23 protein-coding genes are annotated in these 25609 nt (G+C 62.4%); 10 read left to right on the plus strand and 13 right to left on the minus strand.

Features of this window, described 5'->3' with window-relative positions:
* Nucleotides 1-15 precede the first annotated feature (15 nt).
* The 6 genes from AC07VU_RS01350 to yaaA form a co-directional block, all read right to left on the minus strand.
* Nucleotides 16-1668, minus strand: a complete 1653-nt coding sequence (locus tag AC07VU_RS01350; RefSeq protein ID WP_495029433.1) for an alginate export family protein — start codon at nucleotides 1666-1668, stop codon at nucleotides 16-18.
* On the minus strand, nucleotides 1665-3197 hold the full coding sequence (gene algK / locus AC07VU_RS01355; protein ID WP_062823611.1) for an alginate biosynthesis TPR repeat lipoprotein AlgK: 1533 nt from the start codon (nucleotides 3195-3197) through the stop codon (nucleotides 1665-1667). Before algK ends, AC07VU_RS01350 begins: the two co-directional genes overlap by 4 nt.
* A gap of 26 nt (nucleotides 3198-3223) precedes the next feature.
* Nucleotides 3224-4393, minus strand: coding sequence for a PilZ domain-containing protein (locus AC07VU_RS01360; RefSeq protein ID WP_495029434.1), 1170 nt, complete (start codon nucleotides 4391-4393; stop codon nucleotides 3224-3226).
* 35 nt (nucleotides 4394-4428) lie between these two features.
* A complete protein-coding gene (gene alg8 / locus AC07VU_RS01365) occupies nucleotides 4429-5910 on the minus strand; it encodes a mannuronan synthase (protein WP_009042274.1) in 1482 nt (493 codons plus the stop codon).
* A 204-nt stretch (nucleotides 5911-6114) separates the two neighbouring features.
* Nucleotides 6115-7431, minus strand: a complete 1317-nt coding sequence (locus tag AC07VU_RS01370) for a nucleotide sugar dehydrogenase (protein WP_087091309.1) — start codon at nucleotides 7429-7431, stop codon at nucleotides 6115-6117.
* An 813-nt stretch (nucleotides 7432-8244) separates the two neighbouring features.
* Nucleotides 8245-9024 (minus strand): peroxide stress protein YaaA, encoded by a 780-nt coding sequence (gene yaaA / locus AC07VU_RS01375; protein WP_495029435.1) that lies wholly within the window; start codon nucleotides 9022-9024, stop codon nucleotides 8245-8247.
* Nucleotides 9025-9249: 225 nt separating this feature from the next.
* Here yaaA and AC07VU_RS01380 point away from each other — a divergent pair, with 225 nt between their 5' ends.
* The 6 genes from AC07VU_RS01380 to AC07VU_RS01405 all read left to right on the plus strand — a co-directional run bounded on the left by AC07VU_RS01380 (nucleotide 9250) and on the right by AC07VU_RS01405 (nucleotide 14633).
* Nucleotides 9250-10374, plus strand: coding sequence for a polysaccharide deacetylase family protein (locus AC07VU_RS01380; RefSeq protein WP_367602470.1), 1125 nt, complete (start codon nucleotides 9250-9252; stop codon nucleotides 10372-10374).
* Between the two features lie 348 nt (nucleotides 10375-10722).
* Nucleotides 10723-12117 carry a PhoH family protein gene (locus tag AC07VU_RS01385; protein WP_007929389.1) on the plus strand — a complete coding sequence of 465 codons (1395 nt, stop codon included), beginning with the start codon at nucleotides 10723-10725 and terminating at the stop codon, nucleotides 12115-12117.
* Nucleotides 12118-12381: 264 nt separating this feature from the next.
* A complete protein-coding gene (gene moaC, locus AC07VU_RS01390) occupies nucleotides 12382-12855 on the plus strand; it encodes a cyclic pyranopterin monophosphate synthase MoaC (protein ID WP_009047097.1) in 474 nt (157 codons plus the stop codon).
* A complete protein-coding gene (gene moaD, locus AC07VU_RS01395) occupies nucleotides 12852-13094 on the plus strand; it encodes a molybdopterin converting factor subunit 1 (RefSeq protein WP_007932097.1) in 243 nt (80 codons plus the stop codon). The genes moaC and moaD overlap by 4 nt, the downstream gene beginning before the upstream one ends.
* Nucleotide 13095: 1 nt before the next feature.
* Complete coding sequence (gene moaE / locus AC07VU_RS01400; protein ID WP_274305594.1) at nucleotides 13096-13548, plus strand: molybdopterin synthase catalytic subunit MoaE; 453 nt, start codon at nucleotides 13096-13098, stop codon at nucleotides 13546-13548.
* A 308-nt stretch (nucleotides 13549-13856) separates the two neighbouring features.
* Nucleotides 13857-14633 carry an ABC transporter substrate-binding protein gene (locus AC07VU_RS01405; RefSeq protein WP_277587906.1) on the plus strand — a complete coding sequence of 259 codons (777 nt, stop codon included), beginning with the start codon at nucleotides 13857-13859 and terminating at the stop codon, nucleotides 14631-14633.
* 93 nt (nucleotides 14634-14726) lie between these two features.
* Here AC07VU_RS01405 and AC07VU_RS01410 read toward each other — a convergent pair whose 3' ends face one another.
* The 5 genes from AC07VU_RS01410 to AC07VU_RS01430 form a co-directional block, all read right to left on the minus strand.
* The gene (locus tag AC07VU_RS01410; RefSeq protein WP_009042281.1) at nucleotides 14727-15353 is read right to left on the minus strand and encodes a helix-turn-helix transcriptional regulator; all 627 of its coding nucleotides are present in this window, start codon (nucleotides 15351-15353) and stop codon (nucleotides 14727-14729) included.
* Nucleotides 15354-15439: 86 nt separating this feature from the next.
* Nucleotides 15440-16567: an NAD(P)/FAD-dependent oxidoreductase gene (locus AC07VU_RS01415; protein WP_495029436.1), complete on the minus strand. Its 1128-nt coding sequence runs from the start codon at nucleotides 16565-16567 to the stop codon at nucleotides 15440-15442.
* A gap of 127 nt (nucleotides 16568-16694) precedes the next feature.
* Complete coding sequence (locus tag AC07VU_RS01420) at nucleotides 16695-17648, minus strand: ornithine cyclodeaminase family protein (protein ID WP_495029437.1); 954 nt, start codon at nucleotides 17646-17648, stop codon at nucleotides 16695-16697.
* A gap of 215 nt (nucleotides 17649-17863) precedes the next feature.
* Complete coding sequence (gene rhlB / locus AC07VU_RS01425; protein ID WP_007932105.1) at nucleotides 17864-19342, minus strand: ATP-dependent RNA helicase RhlB; 1479 nt, start codon at nucleotides 19340-19342, stop codon at nucleotides 17864-17866.
* Nucleotides 19343-19437: 95 nt separating this feature from the next.
* Nucleotides 19438-20094 carry an alpha/beta hydrolase gene (locus tag AC07VU_RS01430; RefSeq protein WP_007932106.1) on the minus strand — a complete coding sequence of 219 codons (657 nt, stop codon included), beginning with the start codon at nucleotides 20092-20094 and terminating at the stop codon, nucleotides 19438-19440.
* A gap of 467 nt (nucleotides 20095-20561) precedes the next feature.
* Here AC07VU_RS01430 and AC07VU_RS01435 point away from each other — a divergent pair, with 467 nt between their 5' ends.
* From AC07VU_RS01435 to AC07VU_RS01450, 4 genes are all read left to right on the plus strand, one after another.
* Nucleotides 20562-21593: an amino acid ABC transporter substrate-binding protein gene (locus AC07VU_RS01435; RefSeq protein WP_007932108.1), complete on the plus strand. Its 1032-nt coding sequence runs from the start codon at nucleotides 20562-20564 to the stop codon at nucleotides 21591-21593.
* A gap of 66 nt (nucleotides 21594-21659) precedes the next feature.
* Nucleotides 21660-22841 (plus strand): amino acid ABC transporter permease, encoded by a 1182-nt coding sequence (locus tag AC07VU_RS01440; RefSeq protein ID WP_495029438.1) that lies wholly within the window; start codon nucleotides 21660-21662, stop codon nucleotides 22839-22841.
* Nucleotides 22842-22851: 10 nt separating this feature from the next.
* On the plus strand, nucleotides 22852-23949 hold the full coding sequence (locus AC07VU_RS01445) for an amino acid ABC transporter permease (RefSeq protein ID WP_007932114.1): 1098 nt from the start codon (nucleotides 22852-22854) through the stop codon (nucleotides 23947-23949).
* Between the two features lie 10 nt (nucleotides 23950-23959).
* A complete protein-coding gene (locus AC07VU_RS01450) occupies nucleotides 23960-24724 on the plus strand; it encodes an amino acid ABC transporter ATP-binding protein (RefSeq protein WP_007932116.1) in 765 nt (254 codons plus the stop codon).
* A 60-nt stretch (nucleotides 24725-24784) separates the two neighbouring features.
* Here AC07VU_RS01450 and AC07VU_RS01455 read toward each other — a convergent pair whose 3' ends face one another.
* Together AC07VU_RS01455 and AC07VU_RS01460 are read right to left on the minus strand one after the other, a co-directional pair.
* Entirely contained in the window at nucleotides 24785-25258 is a 474-nt protein-coding gene (locus AC07VU_RS01455) for a type II toxin-antitoxin system MqsA family antitoxin (RefSeq protein ID WP_277587908.1), read from the minus strand.
* Nucleotides 25255-25566, minus strand: a complete 312-nt coding sequence (locus tag AC07VU_RS01460; protein ID WP_009042289.1) for a type II toxin-antitoxin system MqsR family toxin — start codon at nucleotides 25564-25566, stop codon at nucleotides 25255-25257. The genes AC07VU_RS01455 and AC07VU_RS01460 overlap by 4 nt, the downstream gene beginning before the upstream one ends.
* Between the last annotated feature and the right edge of the window lie 43 nt (nucleotides 25567-25609).

The following is a 25609-nucleotide window of genomic DNA, read 5'->3' on the forward strand; positions in this document are numbered from 1 at the left end:
CCTTGGCGACTCGCATCAGAAGCGCCAGATCACGTCGATAAAGGCGCGGTGCATGTACGAGTCGACGTTCTTGCCATAGGCATCGCCCGGCTTGAACACGCCGCCACGAAAGCGCACCAGCGCCGAAGGCTCGTCGATCGACTGGCTGAGCGCGGCCGGCAGCAGGCCTTGCTTGAAGTACTTGGTGACCACCAGGTCCACTTCCTGGCCTAGGTCTTTCTCGCCATCGCGCAGCGGCAGGGACGAGCTGGAGAGCAGGGCGCCGGTGGCGTCGTCGTAGTTGTTTTCCACGGCGTTGATACCGTTGCTGCCCACCGGCTTGTTGCCGTCCACGCGCCAGAACTTGTGGTAGATCAGGCTGGCGTCGTATTCATCGGCGAGCATCCAGGAACCGAACAGGGTGGCGGTCTGCATGTTGTTCATTTCGCCGCGGAAGGCTTCGCCGAAACGGTGCACCCGCGAGCGGGTCCCGGTGTAGTTCGAGCGGTTGCTTTCCAGGCCGTTCTGTTCGTAGTCGCCGCTGGCGCGGGCGTAGGCCGCGCCGACCTGCCATTTCGGGTCCAGGCGCAGGCGCACGCCGAGGTCGGTGGCCCAGCCGTCGAGGCTCTCGCCGCTCTTGGCCTGGGCCGGGCGGGTGCCGTCGGCGTTCAGCGCGTTGACCTTGTCGCGGTCGCCGCTCATGCCGGTGATGCTCGCCCAGTAGTTGACGGTGTTGGTGTTGCGCCAGTTGTAGGCGTCGCTGTTGGCTTCCAGGCCGAGCCAGGTCAGGTCGCCGTTCTGGCGCTTGTCCAGGGAGTCGGTGGCTTCGCCCGGAACCGGGTAGTCGAGCTTGCCGTCGTCGTGGCTGTGGTGCGCGCGCACGCCAGCCCAATGCCCCGGGGTCCACTGGTAGGCCACATCGCCGTAGACGTGCAGGCGATCCTTGTCTTCCGGCGCCAGCTCCTTGAGGTCGGTGCGGTACTCGCTGAAGCGCTCGGCGATGCCGACGTTGGCGCGCAGTAGGGTGGTGTCGAAGGTCCAGTTCAGGGCTTCGATGTTGGTGTCGCGCCATTGGCCGTCGTCGTTGCGCAGGCGCTGGCGACCGAACTTCAACTGCTCGCCCGGGTAGGGGGTGAGGCCGCTGTAGCCGATCCAGAACTCGCGCATCGCCAGGTAGTTCTTCTTGCTCTTGCGGTCGCTGTTGTTGCTGCTTTCGGTGCTGGCGCCGTCGGACTGCTGCAGGGTGTCGGTCTCGATGATATCGGTCGAGGTCACCGCCTGGCCCATGGCGTAGGCGCTCCAGTTGCCGCTTTCGCCGTAGACCCAGGGCCGCAGGTCGAGGCCGACGCCATTGACGTCGCCGCCGCCCAGGGTGCCGAGGTCACGGTCGTCTTCGGACTGGCCGGTGATCTTCACTTCCAGGCCGAAGTTCTTGGTGTCGGTGACGGCCGCCAGCGTCGGGTTGGACCAGGCCAGGGCAAAACCCAGGGCCACACCCAGCTTCGACAGGCTGAACAGTTTTCCCGTAGCCGCTGCCGCAGGCTGCGATCGGCTGCGCAGCAGCCGCAAAACCTGCGCACGCGGTGCCACTGACAGATCTCGGTCGCCCGGTTGGCGAGCGCTGCGCGCTCGATCGCAGCCTGCGGCAGCGGCTACAGGATTGGCGTGGCTGGATGGAGTGAACTTCATAGGGATTCCTCACCGTCTTCTTCCTGCAACGCGTGCAGTTCCAACGTGTTCTGGCTCAAGGCGCCACGCACGGCCTGCTCCTGTTGCAGCAGGCGTTGGGCCTCGGCGCGTTGGCCTGGCGGCAGTTGGGCTTCGAGTTGTTGCGCAAGCTCGTTGGCTTGCGGGGTGTCCTGGGTCTTGGCCAGCTGGCTGAAGACATAGGCGTTGAGCGGGTCGGGCTTGGTGCCCTTGCCCTGGGAGAACAGCTGGGCGATGGCGAAGTCGGCGCTGTTCTGGCCGTTGCGCGCGGCGGTCAGCAGGTGGTCCAGGGCTTTTTGCGGATAGACCTGGCCCAGGTAGCCGCGGCGGTAGATCTGGCCGAGGTAGTAATCGGCGGCGACTTCCTTGCCCTGGGCCTTCTTGAAGTGTTCTTCGGCGACCTTGGCGTCGGCCGGGACCATCTTGCCTTCGTAGTAGAGCTTGCCCAGCAGCAGTTCGGCGCGGGGCTGGTCGGCGGCGCGACCGTTGTCCAGGTACTGCATCATCTTGTCGACGTCGCCGAGTTCAGGGAAGTCGTAGAGCAGCTGCGCCAGGGTGACCCAGGAGGCCGGGTAGCCGGGAGCGATCGGCTCCAGCAGCGCCTGCGCGGTTTTCTCGTCGGTCTTGCCCAGGCTCGCATCGCCCAGCACCCGGGCCACGCTGTCGACCCGTTGCGCGCTGATGACGCCGCGGGCGTGGCCGGCCTGCAGCTGCTTGAGCAGCTCGGCCTGTTGCTCCGGCTGGCCGCGTTTCTGGTAGACGGTGGCCAGTTCGACGTAGCAGATATCGGTGACGTTCAGCGCCGCCTTGCAGATGGTTTCCACCTCGGCCAGGTGCTGGTCGTAGGTGCCCTGGGTGCGGTACAGCAGCACCTGGGCCAGGCCGGCTTCCGGGTAGCCTGCGCTGCGCCATTGGCTGATCTGCTGCTGGGCGTTGACCTTGGGGAAGCTCTGCGGATATTGCAGGTAGAGCATCGCCAGCGGGATCAGGGTGTTGCCTTCACCATTGGCGAAGGCCTTTTTCAACAGGCCTTCGGCTTCGTGGTGCTCGGCTTCGGTGGAGCCGGGCTTGGCCACCAGCAGGCGACCCAGGCGCGCCTGGGCCCGCGGCGAAGTGTCGGCCGCGGCGCGGTAGGTCGCCTCGGCTTGCTTGATCTTCGCCGGGTCGCGGGTTTCCATCTGGATATCGGCCAGGCCGACTTGGGCGTCGCTGTAACCCAGGTCCGCCAGCTGCCGGTAGTTCTGCTCCGCGAGCACGGTGTCGCCGCGCTTCAGGGCTTCGTTGGCCAGGCGCTGGTCGGGCAGGCCGGCGCAACCGGCCAGGGCCATGGCGGTCACCAGAGGCAACAGCAATGCCGAACCTTGTAGCCGCTGCCGCAGGCTGCGATCGGCCGCGTAGCGGACGGGTTCCGGACGGCGCGCTGTGTTCGCCAGACCGCATTCATCCCCTTCACGAGTGCGTTGCACTCGATCGCAGCCTGCGGCAGCGGCTACAGGGGCCGTTTTCGTCATCGGGAGTGGGGTATGAATAGTCATGGTTAGAGACCGGCAGCCATGGCTTTGTCGATCAGCCAGTTCACGGACGGGCCGCGGTCGCTGCTGACTTCCACCGGGCGGCCGGAGAAGGCGCTGCTCAGCGGGGCGTCGGGCTTGATCTGCACGCGAATGTCCGAGGACAGGTCGCTGCTGTTGAGGCTGGTGCTGCTGACGATGGTGCCGCTGCGCACCTCGTCTTCGCCGGCGATCTGGAAGCTGACCTTGGTCCCCGGACGCACGTCGGCGAACTGGCGGTAGGAGAAACGCGCTTCGACGTTGGCCTGGCTGTTACGCGGGACCAGCTGGAAGATCACGTCGCCCTTGCTGGCGTACTGGCCGTCGGCAACCATCTGCTGGGCCACGGTGCAGTCGCAGGGCGAGGTCAGGGTGCCGGTCATCTGCTTGCCGAACAGTTCCTCGACCTTGGCCGGTTGCAGCTGGTCTTCGTTCAGGTGGCCCTTGAGCACGTCGAGCATGCTGGTGCTGAAGGTCGCCAGCGGGGCGCCCTTGGCGGCCACGCCGTCGGCCTGGATCAGGCTCTGCACGGTGCCGTCGCGCGGCATCGTGACGTTCATCCCCGGCGCGCTGACCAGGCCGGCCTGGGCGTGGCTGACGAAGTACATGCCGTACACCGACTTGAGGATGAAGCCGAAGGCCGCCAGGCCAACGACGAAGATCCCGGCGCTGAAGGTCACCGCGCGCAGGCGGCCCAGGGCGCTCATGCCGTGGCCGGCGTCCTTGTTCTTGCGCGCCTTGGTGAAGTTGTCGCGCTGCAGGGTGGCGAGCACGTCGCCCATGGTCACGATGTCGCCGGCCAGGTGCGAGGTGATCAACTGGCGCAGGGTCGAGATGTCCTGGGGCTCGAGGTTCTGGAACTGGCAGCCGACCCGGCCGCTCTGGCGATCCACGGAGCGCACCTGCAACTCCACGTCCATGGCCAGCCCGAGGTTGTCGATGACGAACTGCAGGCGGCCCTTGTGCACGTCGCCGACCTTGATCGGCAACTGCCCGCAGTTGAAGCTCAGGCCGCCGGCGGAGAGGTCGATGACCCGCGCCTCGACCGGGGTTCGGTCGGGGCCGAAGAAGCGCAGCTTGGCCGGGATCTTGACCCGGGCGTGTTGGCGTTGGGCTTCGGATTCATGCACTACATTGACGTTCACGGCGGTGTTCATAAGGGCGATTTCCTAGTTAATTCAGGCAAGGCGGGTCAGACCATCAGCAGCAGCGCGGCGACGAAAATGCTGCCGGCGGAGAAGGTCATGGTCCGAGACGACCAGGTGTTGAACCAACGTTGAAAGCTGGCGAGGTCACGGGACAGAGCAGTCGGTTGGCGGGTCCAGGACTGTTGGTCGAGGCGGAAGAACACGTAGATCTTCACCAGGGCCCCGACGATCTGGTTGTAATAGAGGATCAAAGGGTAGGCCGGGCCGATCCGGTGCCCCGAGCAGGACAGCAGCAGGGTCAGCAGCAGGCGGGTGATACCGATCCACAGCAGGTACACCAGGATGAAGGCGGTGCCGTACTTGAAGCTGGCGATCAGGGCCACGGTCAGGCCGAGCAGGGAGGTCCACATCGACACGCGCTGGTCGAACAGCACCACGCTGGTGAACAGGCCCAGGCGCTTGAGACCCAGGCCCAGGGCCCGGGAGTTCTGCCGCAGGTTGTTGCCGTACCAGCGGAACATCAGCTTGCGGCTGGCTTTGATGAAACTCTTCTCCGGCGGGTGCTCCACGGTGTTGATCGCCGCATCGGGCACGTAGAAGGTGTCGTAGCCCAGGCGCATCAGGCTGAACCAGCTGGACTTGTCGTCGCCGGTGAGGAACTTGAAGCGGCCCAGGCGCCAGTGTTGCAGCGAGTCGCTTTCCACGTCGGCGATGAAGTCCGGGTTGGTGACCACGCTGGCGCGGAACACCGACATGCGTCCGGTCATGGTCAGCACGCGCTTGGACAGGGCCATGGAGCACATGTTGATGTGGCGCTGGGCGAAGCGCAGCTTGTGCCACTCGCTCATGATGTAGCCGCCGCGCACTTCGCAGAACTCGTTGGTGGTCAGGCCGCCGACGTTGCCGAACAGCTGGAACCAGGGCACGGTCTTGCGCACTACGCCTTCGCCGAGCACGGTGTCGCCGTCGATCACCGCTACCACGGCGCGGTCGTCCGGCAGGTGGCGGGAGATGGCGCGGAAACCGAAGGCCAGGCCGTCGCGCTTGCCGGTGCCGGGGATGCGCACGAAGTCGAGCTTGACGTGGGCTGGCGGGTTCATGCGGGCCCAGAGGCTTTTCACCAGCAGCTCGTCGGACATCTCCACGATCGAGCAGACCACGGTGGTAGGGAAGCCGCAGTCGATGGCTTCACGGATCACCGAGCCATAGACCTGGGCGGTGGTCAGGGCGTCGATCCGGAAGCTGGTGACCATCAGGTACACGTGGGACGGATCGGCGGCCTTGCCCAGCTTGCGGACCTTGCGGCGCAGGTGCGGGTAGACCACGTAGAGAAACAGCATGCCGCGCACGAAATGCGTGGCACCCATCGAGTAGCGCCAGATACCCACGGCGCCAATCAGGAAGATGAAGTCCTTCGATTCGGAGTCGAATGTGGACGCGGGCAACGCCAGGGCGAGACCCATCAGTAAACTCAAGAAAAACAGCCAACCTGCGGCCTGAAGTAGGCCGTGCTTTAGCCTGTGCATAATCTGCATCCGTCTCGATCTCGGGCGAGCCTGTGGGGTGGCCCGATGGGGTTAAGGCAGGCGAAAAAGCCGGGATGGCGTTGGCGCCCTGGCGGACGCCATCGCCAGCAAGCTGGCTCCTACAGGTGCGATGCGATCCTTGCAGGAGCGAGCTTGCTCGCGATCAACCGCGAAGCGGTTGCCGTGCTTCCCGAATCTGCCGGCTTACCAGCAGATACCTTCGGTCCGGCCGCTCGCGCTGGTGGCCTTGGACATGAACCCGACCAGGTCGATGACCTGTTTGCCATGCGGCACTTCTTCGGCCAGGGCGCGGAACTTCTCGTCGCGGTTGCCGAGGATGATCACGTCGGAGTTGTCGATCACCGAGTCGAAGTCCGCGTTGAGCAGGGACGAGACGTGGGGGATCTTGGACTCGATGTAGTCCTTGTTGGCACCGTGGACGCGGGCGTACTCGACGTTGCTGTCGTAGATGCTCAGGTCGAAGCCCTTGCCGATCAGCATTTCCGCCAGCTCCACCAGCGGGCTTTCGCGCAGATCGTCGGTACCGGCCTTGAAGCTCAGGCCGAGCAGGGCGACTTTGCGCTTGTCGTGGCTGGAGACGATGTCGAAGGCGTTCTGCACCTGGGACTCGTTACTGCGCATCAGCGAGTTGAGCAGCGGTGCTTCGACGTCCAGGGAACCGGCGCGGAAGGTCAGGGCGCGCACATCCTTGGGCAGGCAGGAACCGCCGAAGGCGAAGCCTGGGCGCATGTAGTACTGGGACAGGTTGAGGGTCTTGTCCTGGCAGACCACGTCCATCACTTCACGACCATCGACGCCGACGGCCTTGGCGATGTTGCCGATCTCGTTGGCGAAGGTGACCTTGGTGGCGTGCCACACGTTGCAGGTGTACTTGATCATCTCGGCGACAGCGATGTCCTTGCGGATGATCGGTGCGTCGAGTTCTTCGTACAGCGATTGCAGGACGTCGCCCGAGGCCTTGTCGAATTCGCCGATCACGGTCATCGGTGGGAAGTCGTAGTCCTTGATCGCGGTGCTTTCACGCAGGAACTCAGGGTTGACCGCGACGCCGAAGTCGACGCCGGCCTTCTTGCCGGAGCAGTCTTCGAGAATCGGGATCACTACGTTGGCGACAGTGCCCGGCAGTACGGTACTGCGCACCACGATGGTGTGGCGGGAGGTCTTGTCGCGCAGGACAAAACCGATCTCGCGGCATACCGCTTCGATGTAGTTGAGTTCCAGGTCGCCGTTCTTCTTGCTGGGCGTGCCGACACAGATCATCGACAAGTCGGTGTCGCGAATCGCCTCGGCGAAGTTGGTGGTTCCGCGCAGACGACCGGTTTGAATACCTTGCGCCAGAAGTTCACCCAGACCCGGTTCAACGATCGGCGATTTACCGGCGTTGATCATATCGATCTTGTCCTTGGCAACATCGACGCCAACGACCTCATGGCCCCGTGCAGACAGGCAACCGGCACATACTGCACCGACGTAACCCAAACCAAATATGCTGATGCGCATCGCATTTACCTCTGTGTTATTCACGCCATTAGATGGCCGGAGTTAATGTTTGCCAGCTGTAATTACGCACTCGGAAGTTCAACGAACAGGCGTTGAGATATCCAGTGCAGGCAGACTAAGTTCCGAGTGTCTAAATAAGTGCACTCAAGTTGTGCGCAACTTGGCCTTGTTGTAGGGGCTGCCCTTAAATGTTGCCGTCCTTCCTGTTGGAAGGCTGCTCCGAGGTTGGCGATAATCCTGATTTATAGGAACAGGTCCATGATAATCAGGTAGTTACACGCTCCCGGAAGCGCTTTAAGGCGGGCTATGCCATGGCCTTGTAGGGGATAGTAATGGTGCATTATCTCCTGTGTATTGACCCTGAGTTCGAGTTCCTGAGCAGTAGGTCAGGACAATATGACAACTTCGCTACTGTTGTTGGATCCCATGTAAGTCATCTCCTACAAACTCGCTGAGAATCGTTACCGGTGGTATGAGCGGTGGTTCAGGACATAGTTCCAGACCGCTGATCCTGTTTTCTGAAATTTCTTGAAATATTGCAAAAGATGGCACTGCTTTCATATTGATAGCACTTACCATTTCAGCCTTTAGTTATGGGGAGTTAAAGCGCGGGGATATTTTTATGCCACTACCGATAAAAAATTTGTGTGCCACTACTGAAAAAAATGACCTCTGTCGAGTGAAACAAAAGTTATAAATTCAGAAGAAGATATTTTGGCGCCAATTGTTTGGCGTTTTGGCGGGAGTCAAAGAGGAAAGTGACCGCTCGTCGACGCACTCGTTTGCGCGAAACCAGTGCATCGACCGCGTGCGTTATTCCGGTGCGTGATCGCGCAGGAAAACCAGATTGTCGGGTTTCGACTGTTCGGCGCTGTAGCGGTAACCCTGGACATCGAACTGCTTGAGGGCCGCCGGGTCGTTGATGCGTTCTTCTATGACGAAGCGGCTCATCATGCCCCGGGCCTTCTTGGCGTAGAAGCTGATGATCTTGTACTGGCCGTTCTTCAGGTCCTTGAACTCGGTATTGATGATCCGGGCGTTCAGGGCCGTGCGCTTGACCGCCGAGAAGTATTCGTTGGAAGCCAGGTTGAGCAGCAGCTCGTCGCCCTGTTCGGCCAGGGCTTCGTTGAGCCATTCGCTGATGCGCGTGCCCCAGAAGGCGTACAGGTCCTTGCCGCGGGCGTTGGCCAGCTTGGTGCCCATTTCCAGGCGATAGGGCTGCATCAGGTCCAGCGGGCGCAGCAGGCCGTACAGGCCGGAAAGCATGCGCAGATGCTGCTGGGCGTAGTCGAAATCGGCTTCGCTCAGGGTTTCGGCATTCAGGCCGGTGTACACGTCGCCCTTGAACGCCAGCAGCGCCTGCTTGGCGTTGGCCGGAGTGAAGGCCGGGGTCCAGCTGCCGAAGCGCGCGGCGTTGAGGCCGCCGATCTTGTCGGAGACGTGCATCAGTTCGCTGATTTGCGCCGGGCTCAGTTCGCGCAATTGCAGGATCAGTTCCTGGGAGTGATCGAGGTACTGCGGCTGGGTGAAGTGTTGAGTGACGGGCGGGGTCTCGAAATCGAGGGTCTTGGCGGGTGAAATCACCATCAGCATGAAGTCGTCTCCTGTAAGCGTCGGGGGATTCTAGGGGCTTGAGCGCTTTGACTCCACCTATGAAGGCAATAGGGGGGCCGCCGGTCGTCCGTCGATCGGCGATGGCCTGCTGCGGGGAGGCGCGTGTCCGCTTTCTATAAAGGGAAGGGGAGCGGCCTAGGCAATAGGGCCGAGAGGCCGGCATCGGCTATAGTGCCGCGCGGGTTTTGTTATGGAGACATCCCTTTGCGCAGCGCGTTTTTTCTTTCGATCTGGCTGTTGAGTTTCGGCGCCCTGGCGGCGCCGAACGAGGTGGCGACCCTGGATCGCAGCACCTGGCCGGAACAACTCGGCAACCCGACCCTGTTCGACGTGGCGTCGCGGGCGGAGATCCTCACCTTCGCCCGCGCCCTGCTGGACAGCGAGGCCTGGGATGAAGCCTCGTTGAAGCAGCGCCTGGGCCTGCGGATCATCAACATGGCGTCGATCGATGCCGTCCGCCAGCGGCTCTGGCGGCAATTGCTGAGCAACTACAACTTCGCCCAGCAGAGCTGCGACCAGGACGCTTCCTTCTGTTTCCTGGTGGAAGACATGGACACCCTGCGCGAGCAGGCCGGCAAGTTCCAGTTGGGCGACGACTCCTATTACGCCCGCTGGGCCGAGCCGAGCCGGACCTTCCATGAACAGTATCTGGACGAGCTGCTGCGCAAGGCCGCGCTGTTTCCCCAGACCGCCAGCGAGATCGAGCGTTTTGGCGACTACGAGCGCAATGGCGACGAGCTCAATGACCGGCTGTTTTTGCTGACCTTCGACAGCGCCGCCAATCTCGCCCCGGACAACACCCCGTGGCTGACCGAATACCTGCGCAAGTCGAACATGAACGGCACCTTCTTCGTGCTTGGCAGCGAGTTGCAGAGCCGCCTGGAGCAGCGTTCGGTGGCCAGCCTGCAGGCCCTGTATTCGCAGCAGTGCGTGGGCGTGCAGGGCTGGGAGTATCGTTCCCACAGCCATTGGCAAGACTGGCAGGACTCGATCGAGCGCAGCGTCGAACTGGCCAAGGGCAAGCTGCCGGAAAACTACGTGCCGCTGTTTCGCCCGCCCTACGGCCAGCGCCGGGCGGATGCGCAGGGCTTCTTTAATGCACAAGGCTTGCAGGTGGCGCTGTGGGACATCGATCCGCAGGACGGCGCCGGCAAGCTCAAGGGCGAGCAGAGCGGCCAGCGGGTGTTGACCCTGATGCTGTTGTGGCGGCACGGAGTGATCAATTTCAACGCCCGGCAGGACGCGGTGAAGACGGCATTGCCCTGGTTGCTGACGCAGACGGCGCAGAGCGGAATCGGTTGGGAGGATTGTCAGGACGCGTTTCGCTAGAAACGACGAAAGGTCCGTATTTACGGGGGGAGAGGAGGTTTTTGCCGATTTTGGCCAGGATTTCGAGGCAGGCGGACTTACGACTTTAACGGTGCCGGGGCAGCGCGCCAAGGGCTATTCGTCACTCTGCAAAATAAACTTAAAAAAAGCGTCAAAGTGCTTTTTCCTGTCACAGGTTTTGGAGTATTACGAAGTCAGACCGCCGAAACCTGCAACACAGGTGGCGTCTCCCAAGACTCCTTTTGTGTGCACTTCACTCGAACCCCAGCGGGTGAATTCGACGGTCAATTCGAGGCGCAGCACCGCCATGGTATTGCGTCGACTGGCCCCCACATAAGGTGACCGAGTATGGATGACCACGGACGTAGCCCTTCCTCCAACCAGCCAATCCTTTATGTACTCGATACCAATGTATTGATTCACGATCCAAACGCCCTGCTGAACTTCGAAGAACACCATGTGGCGATCCCGATGATCGTCCTGGAGGAACTCGACAAGCTCAAGAGCGGCCATCACAGCGTTGCAGCGGAATGCCGCCAGGCCATTCGCCTGATCGACAAGACCCTGGGTGAGGCCTCGCCTGAAGACGTCGAGCTGGGTGTGCCTATCCAGCGTGGCAAGAGCGGCCCCAAAGGCCTGCTGTCGATCCTCATGAGCAAGCGCTCCGAGCCCAACAGCCTGCTGCCGGAAAACCTCAACGACAACATCATCATCAACCAGTTGATCGACCTGCACGCGCGCGACAAGGAGCTGCGCGTGGTGCTGGTGACCAAAGACATCAACATGCGCCTCAAGGCGCGCGCCTGCGGGATCGCCGCCGAGGACTACAGCACCGACCAGTTGGTCGACGACGTGGCTTTGCTGCCCAACGGCTTCCACAACATGACCGGTTCCTTCTGGGACCGTGTGAGCAAGGTGGAAACCCGCCAGGATCACGGCCGCACCTGGCACCAGGTGCAACTCACCGACAACCTGCCGGCGGTGCACATCAACGAGTTCATCATCGACGAACAGGGTTTCGTCGGCTGGATCAAGGAGATTCGCGCCGATGTGCTGCTGATTCTCGACCTGCATCAGGAACCCCTGTTGCACCAGGAAGCCTGGGGCCTGAAACCGCGCGACATCTATCAAGGCCTGGCGCTGTTCGCCCTGCTCGATCCGGACATCCATCTGGTCAACCTGTCCGGGGCTGCCGGTTCAGGCAAGACCATCCTGGCCCTGGCCGCGGCCATCGAGCAGACCATGGTCAGCAAGCGTTATCGGCGCATCATCGCCACCCGCAGCGTGCAGGGGCTGGACCAGGAGATCGGCTTCCTGCCGGGCACCGAAGCGGAAAAGATGGAGCCCTGGCTCGGCGCCATCACCGACAACCTCGAAGCCCTGCACATGGATGACGAAAGCACCCATGGCAGCGTCGACTACATCCTCAGCAAGGTGCCGCTGCAGTTCAAATCCCTCAACTACATTCGTGGCCGCAGCTTCCAGCAGAGCCTGATCCTGATCGACGAATGCCAGAACCTCACCCCGCACCAGATGAAAACCATCATCACCCGTGCCGGCGCCGGTTCCAAAGTGGTGTGCCTGGGCAACCTGGCGCAGATCGATACCCCTTACCTGTCCGCGACCAGCTCCGGGCTGACCTACCTCACTGAACGCTTCAAGGACTTCCCCAACGGGGTGCACATCACCCTGCAAGGGGTGCCACGCTCGATTCTGGCCGAATACGCCGAATCCCATTTGTAACCCTAGCCAGACGGGCGGCCGCGAGGCCGCCCGTTTTTTGTGCCTGGATGAAACTTCTGTAGCCGCTGCCGCAGGCTGCGATCGGCTGCGCAGCAGACGCCAGAGGACTTGTTGCGTTTCACCGGTAACCCTAGGGAAGTCCGGATCACGTCCGCTACGCGGCCAATCGCAGCCTGCGGCAGCGGCTACAAGGATCGCGTAATCAAACGTGCGGAAATTTGACCCTCGGGTTTACAATCGCCTTTCCTGATCAGGAGTAAGGCTGTGCTGACTCATCTCGATTCCCAAGGTCGCGCCAATATGGTCGACGTCACCGACAAAGCCGTGACGTCCCGCGAAGCCACGGCCGAAGCCCGGGTGCGCATGCTCCCGCAAACCCTGCAAATGATCGTCAGCGGCGGTCACCCCAAGGGTGATGTGTTCGCCGTGGCGCGCATCGCCGGCATCCAGGCGGCGAAAAAGACCAGCGATCTGATCCCCCTGTGCCATCCGCTGATGCTTACCAGCGTCAAGGTCGAGCTCAGCGCCGAAGGCGAGGACAGCGTGCGCATCGTTGCTCGCTGCAAGCTGGCCGGGCAGACCGGGGTGGAAATGGAAGCCCTGACCGCCGCCAGCGTCGCCGCGCTGACCATCTATGACATGTGCAAGGCCGTGGACCGCGGCATGACCATCGAAGGCGTGCGCTTGCTGGAGAAGCTGGGCGGCAAGAGCGGTCATTACCAGGCGGATGAACAATGAACCTGACCGTGAAGTTTTTCGCCCGCTACCGCGAGGCGCTGGGCGTGGATTCGCTGCGGGTCGCCGGTGATTTCGCCACGGTCGACGATGTGCGCGCCCTGCTGGCCCAACGCGAGGGCGCTGAGGTGCTCAGCGAGCAGAACCTGATGTGCGCCCGCAACGAAGATCTGTGCCAGCTCGACGAGCCGGTGAGTGATGGCGACGAAGTGGCGTTTTTTCCTACCGTGACCGGGGGCTGACATGGCGATTCGTGTGCAATCGGGCGCCTTCGATCCGGGGGCGGAAGTCAACGCCATGCATGCGGCGAATGTCGGCGTCGGCGCGGTGGTGAGCTTTGTCGGCTACGTGCGTGATTTCAACGACGGCCTGGATGTGGCCGGGATGTTTCTCGAGCATTACCCGGGCATGACCGAAAAGGCCCTCGGCAAGATCGCCGCCGAGGCCGAACAGCGCTGGCCGCTGCTCAAGCTGGAAGTGCTGCATCGCGTCGGCGCGCTGGAGCCGGGCGAGCCGATCGTCTTCGTCGGCGCCGCCAGCGCCCACCGCCAGGCGGCGTTCGACGCCTGTGCCTTTGTCATGGACTACCTGAAAACCCGCGCACCGTTCTGGAAAAAGGAAACCACCGCCGATGGCCCGCGCTGGGTGGAAGGTCGCGACAGCGATCATGCGGCGGCGGATCGTTGGAAAGAATGACGGCCTGATCCCTCTGTATTGACCGCAAGTCCGTTATCGCGGGCAAGCCTCGCTCCTACAGAAGCACCTGGCCATGTAGGAGCGGCCGGTCGGCGCTCGATTGCCCGCTATTGGCCTTCAGCTGCACCCTCCATTTCCCTGCTTTTCCCATTTCTGTCTCTCGACCAAAGGCCGGTTGAACCGCGTCCGCTGCGTTGACGAGATATACGTAAAAGTCCAGTATGGATTTACAAGTACAAACAAGGCTCCACCGTTTCACTCCTTTCTTCTGTCTTGCCAAACCAACAACAACCCGCGAGAGAACGAATATGAAGAAACTCCCCCTCATCAGTGGCCTGGCCCTGAGCCTGTTGGCGTGCAGCAGCCTGTTCGCCGCCGAGAAAACCCTGCGCATCGGCATCGAGGCGGCTTATCCGCCGTTCGCCTCGAAAACCGACAAGGGCGAGATCGTCGGTTTCGACTACGACATCGGCAATGCCCTGTGCGCGCAGATGCAGGTCAAGTGCCTATGGGTCGAGGGTGAATTCGACGGCCTGATTCCTTCCTTGAAAGTGAAGAAGATCGACATGGCGCTGTCGTCGATGACCATCAACGAAGACCGCAAGAAGTCGGTCGACTTCACCCACAAGTACTACTTCACTTCCTCGCGGCTGGTGATGAAGGAAGGCGCCACGGTCGATGACCAGTACGCCAGCCTCAAGGGCAAGAACGTCGGTGTGCAACGGGCGACCACCACTGACCGCTACGCCACCGAGGTGTTCGAGCCCAAGGGCATCAACGTCAAGCGCTACAGCAACAACGAAGAGATCTACATGGACCTGGCGGCCGGGCGCCTCGATGCGATTTTCGCGGACACCATCCCGCTGAATGATTTCCTGTCGATGCCGCGCGGCAAGGGCTATGCGTTTGTCGGGCCGGAACTGAAGGACCCGAAATACGTGGGTGAGGGCGCGGGAATCGCGGTGCGCAAGGGCAATGCCGAGCTGGTCAGCCAGTTGAATAGCGCCATCGATGGCATTCGCGCCAGTGGCGAATATCAGAAGATTTCCGAGAAGTACTTCAAGTCCGACATCTACGGCGACTGATGTCGTGTGGCGTTCGTGAGGACGCCATCGCGGGCAAGCCTCGCTCCTGTGGTTTGTAGGAGCGAGGCTTGCCCGCGATGCTTTTAGAGGCTGTCAGCCCTTCAATTCCTTCAGGTGCTTGTACACCGTCGCCCGCCCCATGTTCAGCACGTTGGCCACATAGTTGGCGGCGCTTTTGCCCTTGAACGCGCCTTCGGCGTGCAGCGCCAGCACCAGTTCGCGCTTGTGTTCGCGGGTCAGCAGGTTCAGGCCCAGCTGCCGTTCGCGCAGCCAGTTGTGCAGGAAGGTGTTGATGCGCTCCTGCCAGTCGTCGCGAAACAGCGAGTCCGGTTGCGGGATCAGTTTGCTCGGCGAGAGGAACAGGTCCAGCGCCGCCTTGGCATTCTCGAACAGCGAAATATTCAGGTTGATGCACAGCACCGCCAGCGGCTGGCCGCTGCCGTCGCGTAGCACGCTACTGAGACTGCGGATCTTCTGGCCGTCCCAGTTGAGCTTTTCGTAGGGGCCGATATTCCGCTCATTGGCGTCCTCGCCGAGCATGTCTTCGAGGGCGGAGTCGTCGCCCACTTCGCGCTTGGAGATGTTGTTGGCGATGTAGTCGATCTTCTGCGTGCGCAGATCGTGGATGACCACCTCGGCATGGGGGAAGAACAGCGTGGCGATGGCATCGGCGATCGCCCGGAAGTTATCCAGGACAGGGTCCTGCGCGGGTGAGGTCATGGGTGGTTCTCCAGGCGGTGTCAGCGCCCTGCGAGGCAGGGCGCTGCGAGTGTGCCGCAATCGTTGGGGCGCGTCACTGCGCGGGGTCAGCTGAGGCGGGCGGGGGAGAGCATGGCGGCGTCCAGGCCAAAGCGCGCCAGCTGCTCCGGCAAGGCTTCGCCACGCACCAGGGCGGCGCTGGCCTGGCCCATGGCCGGCGAGGTCTGGATGCCGTAGCCGCCTTGCGCGGCGACCCAGAACAGGCCCGGTACCTGGGGGTCGAAGCCGGCCAGCAGATCGCCGTCGCTGACAAAACTGCGCAGGCCGGCCCAGGTGCGGGTCGGGCGGCGAATGGTCAGGGTGGTGGCCTCTTCGATCTGGTAGATGCCCATGGCGATGTCCAGCTCTTCCGGCTGTACATCGTGGGGCTCCACCGGGTCGGCGTTGGCCGGCGAGCCAAGGAACATGCCGGCGTCGGGCTTCATGTAGAAGGATTCGTCGAGGCTCACCAGCATCGGCCAGTGGTGGATATCGACGCCTTCGGGGCCGGCGAAGATAAAGGCTGCGCGGCGTTTCGGCTGCAGGCCCAGGGGCCGGGCGCTGGCCATGGCGCCGACCTGGTCGGCCCAGGCGCCGGCGGCGTTGATCAGGATGGGTGCGCTGAAGGTCTGGCCGGCAGTCTGTACCTGCCATTGGCCTTGTTCGTCGTGGCTCAGCCCCAGCACTTCACAGTCGGTACGCACCTCGCCCTGGTTGCGCCGGATGCCGCGCAGGTAACCCTGGTGCAGGGCGTCGGTGTCGATGTCGCTGGCGCTTGGGTCGTAGAGGGCGCCGTGGACCTTCTCGCGACGCAGGATCGGCAGGCGCGCGCAGGCTTCGTCAGCGCTCAGCAGCTGCATCTCCGGCACCGTGGCCTTGGCGCTCAGGTACTGGTTGTTCAGCTCGCTGGGGTCGCCGGTGAAGTCCACGGTCATTTCACCGCGCGGGGTCAGCAGCGGGTGCTCGCAGAACCCTTGCGGGGGGGCATCGAAAAAGTCCCGGCTGGCCAGGGTCAGGGCGCGTACCTGGGGTGTGCCATAGGCGGCGGTATAGAGCGCCGCGGAGCGCCCGGTGGAGTGGTAGGCCGGATGCGATTCGCGTTCCAGCACCAGTACCCGGCCATGGCGCGACAGCCAGTAGCCGGTGGAGGCACCGGCAATGCCGCCGCCGATGATGATGAAGTCTGCCTGGGTCATTCGAGCCTCCAAAAAAGGGGATAACGCGCGTCTGTAGGAGCGAGGCTTGCCCGCGATCGATCCTGAGCCTGTCACCGTGGTTTGCTCGGGGCCGTCGATCGCGAGCCAGCTGGTGTTCCATTGGTATTTAGTGAGTGCACTGCAAGCGGTACAGCGCATTGGCCAGGGCGATGTCTTCCAGGCCCAGGCCGATGGAGCGGAAGAACACGTGGCGCCCCGGCTCCGGTCGTTGCGCCAGGTCGCTGAGCAGTTCGGGCAGGTCGCCGAGAATCGCCGCCTTGTCCCAGCCATGCCGTTCGCCGGCGATCAGCATCTCGCCGGCCGAGCCGGGGGTGGTCTGACGATAGTCGCAATACACCTGCATGTCCTTCAGCGCGGCGGGCGGCACTTCATGGGCCCGTGGCGCGTTGGTGCTGATGGAGGTGATCAGCGCCGGCTTGCGCAAGGTGTGCGGGTCGATCACCGGGCCGGCGGAGGAGGTGCAGAGCATGATGACGTCGGCGTCCTGCAGGGCGTCATCGAGCTGGCTGGCGACCTGCAGGCGCGGGTCGAGGGCCTTCAGGCGCGCGATGTCCTCGATGGATTTTCCGGCCAGGCCAGGGGAGTACAGGCGGATGGATTGCCACTCGCGCAGGGCTTGCACGTAATGCAGGTGGGCCTGGGCCACGGGGCCGCTGCCAATGATCGCCAGGTACCTGGCGTCGGCCGGCGCCAGGGCGTCGACGGCCACGGCGGTGGTGGCCGCGGTGCGCGCGGTGGTCAGTTCGCCAGCGTCACAGAGCAGCAGCGGCTGGCCGCTGTCCATGGACATCAGCAGGGTCCAGGCGGTGACCAGCGGGCCTTCGGCGCGGACGATATAGGGCGAGGTCTTGACCCCGTAGACCCGCTCTTCGGCCAGCACGCCCAGGTAGTTGATAAAGTCTCCGGCGCCCTGGGGAAACTCCACCAGTTGCTGCGCCGGCTGCACGGCAAGCCCGGCGGCCAAGTCGTGGAACAGCTTGCGCAAAACCTGCGGCACGTCGACCTGCGCCAGCAACTGGCGGGCTTGAGGCTGGGTAATCACGCAAGGCGTGCTGGACATGCGGGTGCTCCCAAGAGATAAACTAATTTGTCCATTATGGACTTTTAGTTTTGTTGGGCAATATCCAGGCGAAAAAAAACGCAGCCTGTGGTCGGGCTGCGTTTTTTGCGAGCAGGCTTGTATCTTTAGGAGCGAGGCTTGCCCGCGAGGCGTCATTGCTGACACCGCGCGTTATCGTTCATCGCGAGCAAGCTTCGCTCCTACAACGATGCTGCTCAGGCTTTCGGGCGTTTGCGCTCCACGGGGCGCAGCAGCTCGGTCGGCGGCATTTCGCAACTGATCTTGCGACCCAGCAGCGCTTCGATCGACGGCAACTGATAGGAGTCGTCCTCGCCGGCGAAGCTGATGGACACGCCGTCGGCGCCCGCCCGGCCAGTGCGGCCGATACGGTGCACGTAGTCGTCCGGCACTTCCGGCAGGGTGAAGTTGATCACATGGCTGATGCCGTCGATGTGGATGCCACGCCCGGCGACATCGGTGGCCACCAGCACGCGTATCTTGCCTTCACGGAAGCCTTCCAGGGTCTTGATGCGCTTGTGCTGCGGCACGTCGCCGGACAGCTGGGCGGCGTTCACGCCGTCGCGTACCAGGCGTTCCTCGATGCGCCGTACTTCATCCTTGCGGTTGGCGAAGACCATGACCCGTTCCCAGCCGTTGTCGTTGACCAGGTTGTACAGCAGCTTGTACTTGTCGGCGCCGGCCACCGCGTAGATATGCTGTTCGACGTTGGCGTTGGCCACGTTCTCGGCTTCGATCTCGACGATGGCCGGGTCGGTGGTCCACTGCTTGGCCAGGTTCATCACGTCGTCGGTGAAGGTGGCGGAGAACAGCAGGGTCTGGCGTTCGCTTTTCGGCGGGGTCTGGCGAATGATCTGGCGTACCTGGGGGATGAAGCCCATGTCGAGCATGCGGTCGGCTTCGTCCAGCACCATCACTTCGACCATGTCCAGGTGCACGTCGCCGCGCTGGTTGAAGTCCAGCAGGCGGCCCGGGGTGGCCACCAGAATGTCGCAATGCCGGGCTTCGAGGTGCTTGAGCTGTTTGTCGAAGTCCATGCCACCGACAAAGGTCATCACATTGAGACCGGTGTATTTGGTCAGGCTGGCCGCATCCTTGGCGATCTGTACCACCAGTTCGCGGGTCGGCGCGATGATCAGCGCCCGCGGCTCGCCCATGTAGCGCTCTTTCGGCGGTGGGGTCTGCAGCAGCTGGGTGATGATCGAGATCAGGAACGCGGCGGTCTTGCCGGTACCGGTCTGGGCGCGGCCGATGGCGTCTTTGCCGGCCAGGGTGAACCCCAGTACCTGCGCCTGGATCGGCGTGCAGTAGGGGAAACCCAGGTCGTGGATCGCGTGCATCAGTTCCGGCGCGAGTTTGAAGTCGTGGAAGCGGGTCTTGCCTTCCTGCGGTTCGACGACGAAGTCTTCCAGTTTCCAGGTGCTCACCGGTGGTTTCGGCGCGCGTGGGCGGCGCGGCTGTTCGGCCTTGGGCTTGTCGCTGCGCGGCGCGGTCTGGGCCGTCGGGGCGGCTGGGGCCACCGGCTCTTGCCTGGCCACGGAGGCGGGCGCGGTCCGTTCCGGCTGATGGCCGTCGGTACGGCTGCTGGGGCTGGAGGAAGATGGGCTGGAGCCTGGCGCGAGCTGCTCAGCCTCGCTTTTACCGAAGATTTTCTTGAGTGCTTTGAGCACGGTCATCTCATCAATTGGTTAAGGAATGTACGCCGGGCAGTGTAATGCAAGAATCGGGCGCGGCGTAGTGGATTGCTCAACGGGCTACCTAACTTATCGATTCAGCGCAAACGCTCGCCGAGCCAGGCGCCGATATCGCGAATTTCTTCGGGTAACACTTCGTGGCCCATTGGGTATTCCTGCCATGTCACGGTGACACCATGGTGTTTCAGGTACTCGTAGGCGGTGCGACCCATGGCGTTCTGTACCACTTCGTCGTACTGGCCGTGCAGGCACAAGGTCGGAATCCGCTGCTGGCTGGCCGACAGTTCCAGTTCATCGCTGAAAGTCGGGGCATAGGTGGAGAGGGCAAGCACGCCACCCAGCGGGCCCTGCCATTTAAGGAAGGCGGTGTGCAGGACGACCGCGCCACCCTGGGAAAAACCGGCGAGGAAAATTCGCGAAGGGTCTATTCCGCTGGCGCGCTGTTCTTCGATCAGGTCGGTCAGGCGTTTGGCCGACTCGTCCAGCTGTTCGCGGTTGATCGCGCGCGCCGGGCTCATGGCCAGAATGTCGTACCAGCTGGGCATGGCATAACCGCCATTGATGGTCACGGCGCGGGTCGGTGCCTGGGGCAGGACGAAGCGGGTGGTCAACAGGCTTTCCTGCAGCGCTTCGGCCACCGGCAGGAAGTCGTAGCGGTCGGCGCCCAGGCCATGGAGCCAGATCACACAGGCGTCGACGGGCTTGCTGGGCTGAAGAATCAAGGGCTCGGTCATGGTTGCTCCAAATATGTGCGCACGCGCCCAAGCGGGGCGTGATCGAGGTGCGCGGTCGGTTGATCAGTGAAGAAGATGTCGCAAGGCTGCAAGTTTTGCTCTTGACCCCGGGCTGAACCGCTTTAGCCGGCACTCTGGTATGGGCTTTGCTATAGCCGTTGCGTGAAGTGATTGCGTTCACCCTGCCGGTAACACTATCAGGCTACTGGCGGGTGTGGGATAGCAAAGATCCGATGATGGACGTTCGCCAGTGGCCGCTACGGGCTTCGCGAACATGCAAGGGCTACAGCCCGTTCGGTCGCTTGGTGAGTATGGGTTTTCTCTTAAATGGATTTTCTCCTACTAGACTCATAGCTAAAGTCCTACGCCGCTTGACCCCATAAAAAGCCAACACGGGTCAACAGTGCCTCATAAGGGTGCGGCAGGACTCAAGCTCCGACACAACAAGAGCAAAACTGGAGGTTTGAATGAAGATGTTGAAATCCACCCTGGCTGTGGTTACGGCCGCTGCGGTACTGGGTATGAGCGGCTTCGCGCAGGCGGGTGCGACCCTGGATGCGGTGCAGAAGAAAGGCTTTGTGCAGTGCGGTGTGAGCGACGGTCTGCCGGGCTTCTCGGTACCGGACGCCACCGGCAAGATCCTCGGCATCGACGCTGACATCTGCCGCGCCGTGGCCGCCGCGGTATTCGGCGACGCGACCAAAGTGAAATTCAGCCAGTTGAACGCCAAGGAGCGTTTCACCGCGCTGCAATCGGGCGAAATCGACATCCTGTCGCGCAACACCACCATGACCAGTTCCCGCGACGCGGGCATGGGCCTGAAATTCCCGGGCTTCATCACCTACTACGACGGCATCGGTTTCCTGGTGAACAACAAGCTGGGCGTCAAGAGCGCCAAGGAACTGGACGGCGCGACCATCTGCATCCAGGCCGGCACCACCACCGAGCTGAACGTGTCCGACTACTTCCGCGGCAACGGTCTGAAATACACCCCGATCACCTTCGATACCTCCGATGAAAGCGCCAAGTCGCTGGAGTCCGGGCGTTGCGACGTGCTGACCTCCGACAAGTCCCAGCTGTTCGCCCAGCGCAGCAAGCTGGCTTCGCCGAAGGACTATGTGGTTCTACCGGAAACCATTTCCAAGGAACCGCTGGGCCCGGTCGTGCGTAACGGCGACGACGAGTGGCTGGCCATCATCCGCTGGACGGGCTACGCCATGCTCAACGCCGAAGAGGCCGGCATCACGTCGAAGAACGTCGAAGCCGAAGCCAAGTCCACCAAGAACCCGGACGTTGCGCGTCTGCTGGGTGCTGACGGTGAATACGGCAAGGACCTGAAGCTGCGCAAGGACTGGGTGGTACAGATCGTCAAGCAAGTCGGCAACTACGGCGAAGTGTTCGAGAAGAACCTCGGCAAGAGCACTCCGCTGGAGATCGATCGCGGCCTGAACGCGCTATGGAACAACGGCGGCATTCAATACGCACCACCAGTGCGCTGATGGTTCTATCGCCCGGCGGGCCAACCGCCGGGTGATGTTCTTGTTCCATTATTTCCGGGGCACTTCATGCAAAACTCAATCGGCGCACCTAAGCAGAGGCTCAGTCTCAGCGATCCACGAGTGCGTGCGTGGCTATTCCAGATCATTACTGTCGTAGCCGTGATCTCGCTTGGCTGGTACTTGTTCGATAACACGCAAACCAACCTTCAGCACCGGGGGATTACCTCCGGCTTCGACTTTCTCGAGCGCAGCGCCGGCTTCGGCATCGCTCAGCACCTGATCTCCTACACCGAAGCGGACAGCTATGCCCGGGTGTTCGTGATCGGCCTGCTCAACACCCTGCTGGTGACGTTCATCGGCGTAATCCTGGCGACCATCCTCGGGTTCATCATCGGTGTGGCGCGCCTGTCGCAGAACTGGATCATCAGCAAACTGGCGACTGTGTATGTGGAAGTGTTCCGCAACATTCCGCCGCTGCTGCAAATCCTGTTCTGGTATTTCGCGGTGTTCCTGACCATGCCGGGGCCGCGCAACAGCCACAACTTCGGCGACACCTTCTTCGTCAGCAGCCGTGGCCTGAACATGCCGGCGGCCCTGGTGGCCGACGGCTTCTGGGCGTTCGTGATCAGCCTGGTGGTGGCGATTGTCGCCATCGTGCTGATGTGCCGCTGGGCCAACAAGCGCTTCGAAGACACCGGCGTGCCGTTCCACAAGTTCTGGACCGGCCTGGCGCTGCTCCTGGTGATCCCGGCGCTGTGCACGCTGGTGTTCGGCGCTCCGCTGCACTGGGAAATGCCCGAGCTCAAGGGCTTCAACTTCGTCGGTGGCTGGGTGCTGATCCCGGAACTGCTGGCCCTGACCCTGGCCCTGACCGTCTACACCGCGGCGTTCATCGCCGAGATCGTGCGTTCGGGGATCAAGTCGGTGAGCCACGGCCAGACCGAGGCGGCCCGCTCCCTCGGCCTGCGCAACGGTCCGACCCTGCGCAAGGTGATCATCCCGCAAGCCCTGCGGGTGATCATTCCGCCGCTGACCAGCCAATACCTGAACCTGGCGAAGAACTCGTCCCTGGCGGCGGGTATCGGTTATCCGGAAATGGTTTCGCTGTTCGCCGGTACCGTGCTCAACCAGACCGGCCAGGCCATCGAAGTCATTGCCATCACCATGAGCGTGTACCTGGCGATCAGCATCAGCATTTCCCTGCTGATGAACTGGTACAACAAGCGCATTGCGCTGATCGAGCGGTGAGGAAACGCGCATGAGCACTCATACTTTCAAACCCGACATGCCACCGCCGAGCAGCAGCATCGGGATCGTGGCGTGGATGCGGGCACACATGTTCTCCAGCTGGATCAACACCCTGCTGACCCTGTTTGCCTTCTATCTGATCTACCTGGTGGTGCCGCCGATCCTCAGCTGGGCGATTTTCGACGCCAACTGGGTGGGCACCACCCGCGCCGACTGCACCAAGGAGGGTGCCTGCTGGGTGTTCATCCAGCAGCGCTTCGGCCAGTTCATGTACGGCTACTACCCGGCGGACCTGCGCTGGCGCGTGGACCTGACCGTGTGGCTGGCGGTGATTGGCGTGGCGCCCTTGTTCATCGCCCGGGTTCCGCACAAGGCCATTTATGGCCTGAGTTTCCTGGTGCTGTACCCGATCATTGCCTACTTCCTGCTGCATGGCGGCCTGTTTGGCATGGCCAACGTCGCCACCAGCCAGTGGGGCGGCCTGATGCTGACCCTGGTGATCGCCACCGTCGGCATCGCCGGCGCCTTGCCGCTGGGCATCGTGCTGGCCTTGGGGCGACGCTCGAACATGCCGGCGATTCGTGTGGTCTGCGTGACCTTCATCGAGTTCTGGCGTGGCGTGCCGTTGATCACCGTGCTGTTCATGTCCTCGGTGATGCTGCCGCTGTTCCTGCCCGAAGGCATGAACTTCGACAAGCTGCTGCGGGCGCTGATCGGGGTGATCCTGTTCCAGTCGGCCTACATCGCCGAAGTGGTGCGCGGCGGGTTGCAGGCGATTCCCAAGGGGCAGTACGAAGCGGCTGCGGCCATGGGCCTGGGCTACTGGCGCAGCATGGGCCTGGTGATCCTGCCGCAAGCCCTGAAGCTGGTGATCCCCGGCATCGTCAACACCTTCATCGCCCTGTTCAAGGACACCAGCCTGGTGATCATCATCGGCCTGTTCGACCTGCTCAACAGCGTGAAGCAAGCTGCCGCCGACCCGAAATGGCTGGGCATGGCCACCGAAGGCTATGTCTTCGCGGCCCTGGTGTTCTGGATTTTCTGTTTTGGTATGTCCCGCTACTCCATGCATCTGGAGCGTAAGTTGGACACAGGCCACAAGCGTTAGGAGTATCTCCATGAGTGAAGCGATCAAAAAGCCTGTGAGCCCTGAAGGCATTATTCAGATGCAGGGCGTGAACAAGTGGTACGGCCAGTTCCACGTGCTCAAGGACATCAACCTCAACGTCAAGCAGGGCGAGCGTATTGTCCTGTGCGGGCCTTCGGGCTCGGGCAAGTCCACCACCATCCGCTGCCTGAACCGCCTGGAAGAACACCAGCAGGGCCGCATCGTGGTCGATGGCGTGGAGCTGACCAACGACCTCAAGCAGATCGAGGCGATCCGCCGTGAAGTCGGCATGGTGTTCCAGCACTTCAACCTGTTCCCGCACCTGACCATCCTGCAGAACTGCACCCTGGCGCCGATGTGGGTACGCAAGATGCCCAAGCGCAAGGCCGAGGAAATCGCCATGCATTACCTGGAGCGCGTGCGCATTCCGGAGCAGGCGAACAAGTACCCGGGCCAGCTCTCCGGCGGTCAGCAGCAGCGCGTGGCGATTGCCCGGGCGCTGTGCATGAAGCCGAAGATCATGCTGTTCGACGAGCCGACGTCAGCCCTCGACCCGGAAATGGTGAAAGAGGTTCTGGACACCATGATCGGCCTGGCCGAAGACGGTATGACCATGCTCTGCGTGACCCACGAAATGGGCTTCGCGCGCACCGTGGCCAACCGGGTGATCTTCATGGACAAGGGTGAAATCGTCGAACAGGCCGCGCCTAACGACTTCTTCGACAACCCGCAGAACGAGCGGACCAAGCTGTTCCTGAGCCAGATTCTGCACTGATCCAGGTACCGTCTTGAAAATGAACCCGGCCTGGCGCCGGGTTTATTTTTGCCTGGGATTTCACGACGTCGCGCTGCGTGCCTGGTGCGGATCGTTGTCGGCCGCGGGCGCTTGTTGTTCGCTGAGTGCCTGCACGTCGGCCATCAGTTGCGGATGACGATCGAGCAGGCGCATCAACATGAACAGCGGCTGGGGCGGGGCGACCTCGCCGCGTTCGTAGCGGGAGAAGGCGTTGTGCCCGCCGCCGGAGAGCAGCTTTACCGCATCCTTCTGCGAGAGGTGCAGCTTGCGGCGGATGCGTTTCATCTCGCTGGCCATGAACTGCCGGCAATCTTCCAGCAATTGGTCGCCGGCGCTGGCGTAGCGTTCGGCGCTGGCCGGGTCGAATTCGACTTCCCCACAGGCCTGGCACTCCCAGCCATCCAGGCCGTCGATTTGCCGCAACAGGTGCTTGTAATCGATCAGCTCGCTGCGATTGTTGAACGGCTGCATGCCGGCCGGGGCACCGCAGCTGACGCATTGTCTTTGTTTCATGGGTGTTTCTCCTTGAAGGAGATCACTGGGGGACCGCCGCCGGGGCGGTAAGTGACTTTGATGTACAGCTCCACGGAATCGATGTGCGTGTAATACACGTCCTGCCAGATTCGATGATCGAGATAGCTGGTCATCGACTTGTAGAGCATTTTCCCCTGCAGCCCGGCAATCACCTGCTGCATGTCCCGGCAGGTCAGGCCGAGATGCCGGCCGCTGACCAGGGCGGTTCGGGTAAAGGCGGCTGCCCCCAGCCGGGCGACATCCGCCTTGATCACCGACAGGTCGTAATGAGGTGTGTGCTTTTCCATAAGACACCTGGAGTCGAGATGAAATTACCCTTAAAGGGTTTTT

The organism is Pseudomonas sp. GW821-FHT02B10, from assembly GCF_059421865.1.

What these genes read in the sequence shown, in the direction of transcription:
- moaE (WP_274305594.1), top strand. Translation starts at nt 13,096, where the DNA reads ATGGCGATTCGTGTGCAATCGGGCGCCTTCGATCCGGGGGCGGAAGTC.
- AC07VU_RS01450 (WP_007932116.1), top strand. Translation starts at nt 23,960, where the DNA reads ATGAGTGAAGCGATCAAAAAGCCTGTGAGCCCTGAAGGCATTATTCAG.
- rhlB (WP_007932105.1), bottom strand. Translation starts at nt 19,342, where the DNA reads ATGACCGTGCTCAAAGCACTCAAGAAAATCTTCGGTAAAAGCGAGGCT.
- AC07VU_RS01430 (WP_007932106.1), bottom strand. Translation starts at nt 20,094, where the DNA reads ATGACCGAGCCCTTGATTCTTCAGCCCAGCAAGCCCGTCGACGCCTGT.
- AC07VU_RS01420 (WP_495029437.1), bottom strand. Translation starts at nt 17,648, where the DNA reads ATGTCCAGCACGCCTTGCGTGATTACCCAGCCTCAAGCCCGCCAGTTG.
- alg8 (WP_009042274.1), bottom strand. Translation starts at nt 5,910, where the DNA reads ATGCACAGGCTAAAGCACGGCCTACTTCAGGCCGCAGGTTGGCTGTTT.
- AC07VU_RS01455 (WP_277587908.1), bottom strand. Translation starts at nt 25,258, where the DNA reads ATGAAACAAAGACAATGCGTCAGCTGCGGTGCCCCGGCCGGCATGCAG.
- AC07VU_RS01370 (WP_087091309.1), bottom strand. Translation starts at nt 7,431, where the DNA reads ATGCGCATCAGCATATTTGGTTTGGGTTACGTCGGTGCAGTATGTGCC.
- AC07VU_RS01460 (WP_009042289.1), bottom strand. Translation starts at nt 25,566, where the DNA reads ATGGAAAAGCACACACCTCATTACGACCTGTCGGTGATCAAGGCGGAT.
- AC07VU_RS01440 (WP_495029438.1), top strand. Translation starts at nt 21,660, where the DNA reads ATGCAAAACTCAATCGGCGCACCTAAGCAGAGGCTCAGTCTCAGCGAT.
- AC07VU_RS01405 (WP_277587906.1), top strand. Translation starts at nt 13,857, where the DNA reads ATGAAGAAACTCCCCCTCATCAGTGGCCTGGCCCTGAGCCTGTTGGCG.
- moaD (WP_007932097.1), top strand. Translation starts at nt 12,852, where the DNA reads ATGAACCTGACCGTGAAGTTTTTCGCCCGCTACCGCGAGGCGCTGGGC.
- algK (WP_062823611.1), bottom strand. Translation starts at nt 3,197, where the DNA reads ATGACGAAAACGGCCCCTGTAGCCGCTGCCGCAGGCTGCGATCGAGTG.
- AC07VU_RS01415 (WP_495029436.1), bottom strand. Translation starts at nt 16,567, where the DNA reads ATGACCCAGGCAGACTTCATCATCATCGGCGGCGGCATTGCCGGTGCC.
- AC07VU_RS01385 (WP_007929389.1), top strand. Translation starts at nt 10,723, where the DNA reads ATGGATGACCACGGACGTAGCCCTTCCTCCAACCAGCCAATCCTTTAT.
- AC07VU_RS01350 (WP_495029433.1), bottom strand. Translation starts at nt 1,668, where the DNA reads ATGAAGTTCACTCCATCCAGCCACGCCAATCCTGTAGCCGCTGCCGCA.
- yaaA (WP_495029435.1), bottom strand. Translation starts at nt 9,024, where the DNA reads ATGCTGATGGTGATTTCACCCGCCAAGACCCTCGATTTCGAGACCCCG.
- AC07VU_RS01360 (WP_495029434.1), bottom strand. Translation starts at nt 4,393, where the DNA reads ATGAACACCGCCGTGAACGTCAATGTAGTGCATGAATCCGAAGCCCAA.
- AC07VU_RS01445 (WP_007932114.1), top strand. Translation starts at nt 22,852, where the DNA reads ATGAGCACTCATACTTTCAAACCCGACATGCCACCGCCGAGCAGCAGC.
- AC07VU_RS01435 (WP_007932108.1), top strand. Translation starts at nt 20,562, where the DNA reads ATGAAGATGTTGAAATCCACCCTGGCTGTGGTTACGGCCGCTGCGGTA.
- AC07VU_RS01410 (WP_009042281.1), bottom strand. Translation starts at nt 15,353, where the DNA reads ATGACCTCACCCGCGCAGGACCCTGTCCTGGATAACTTCCGGGCGATC.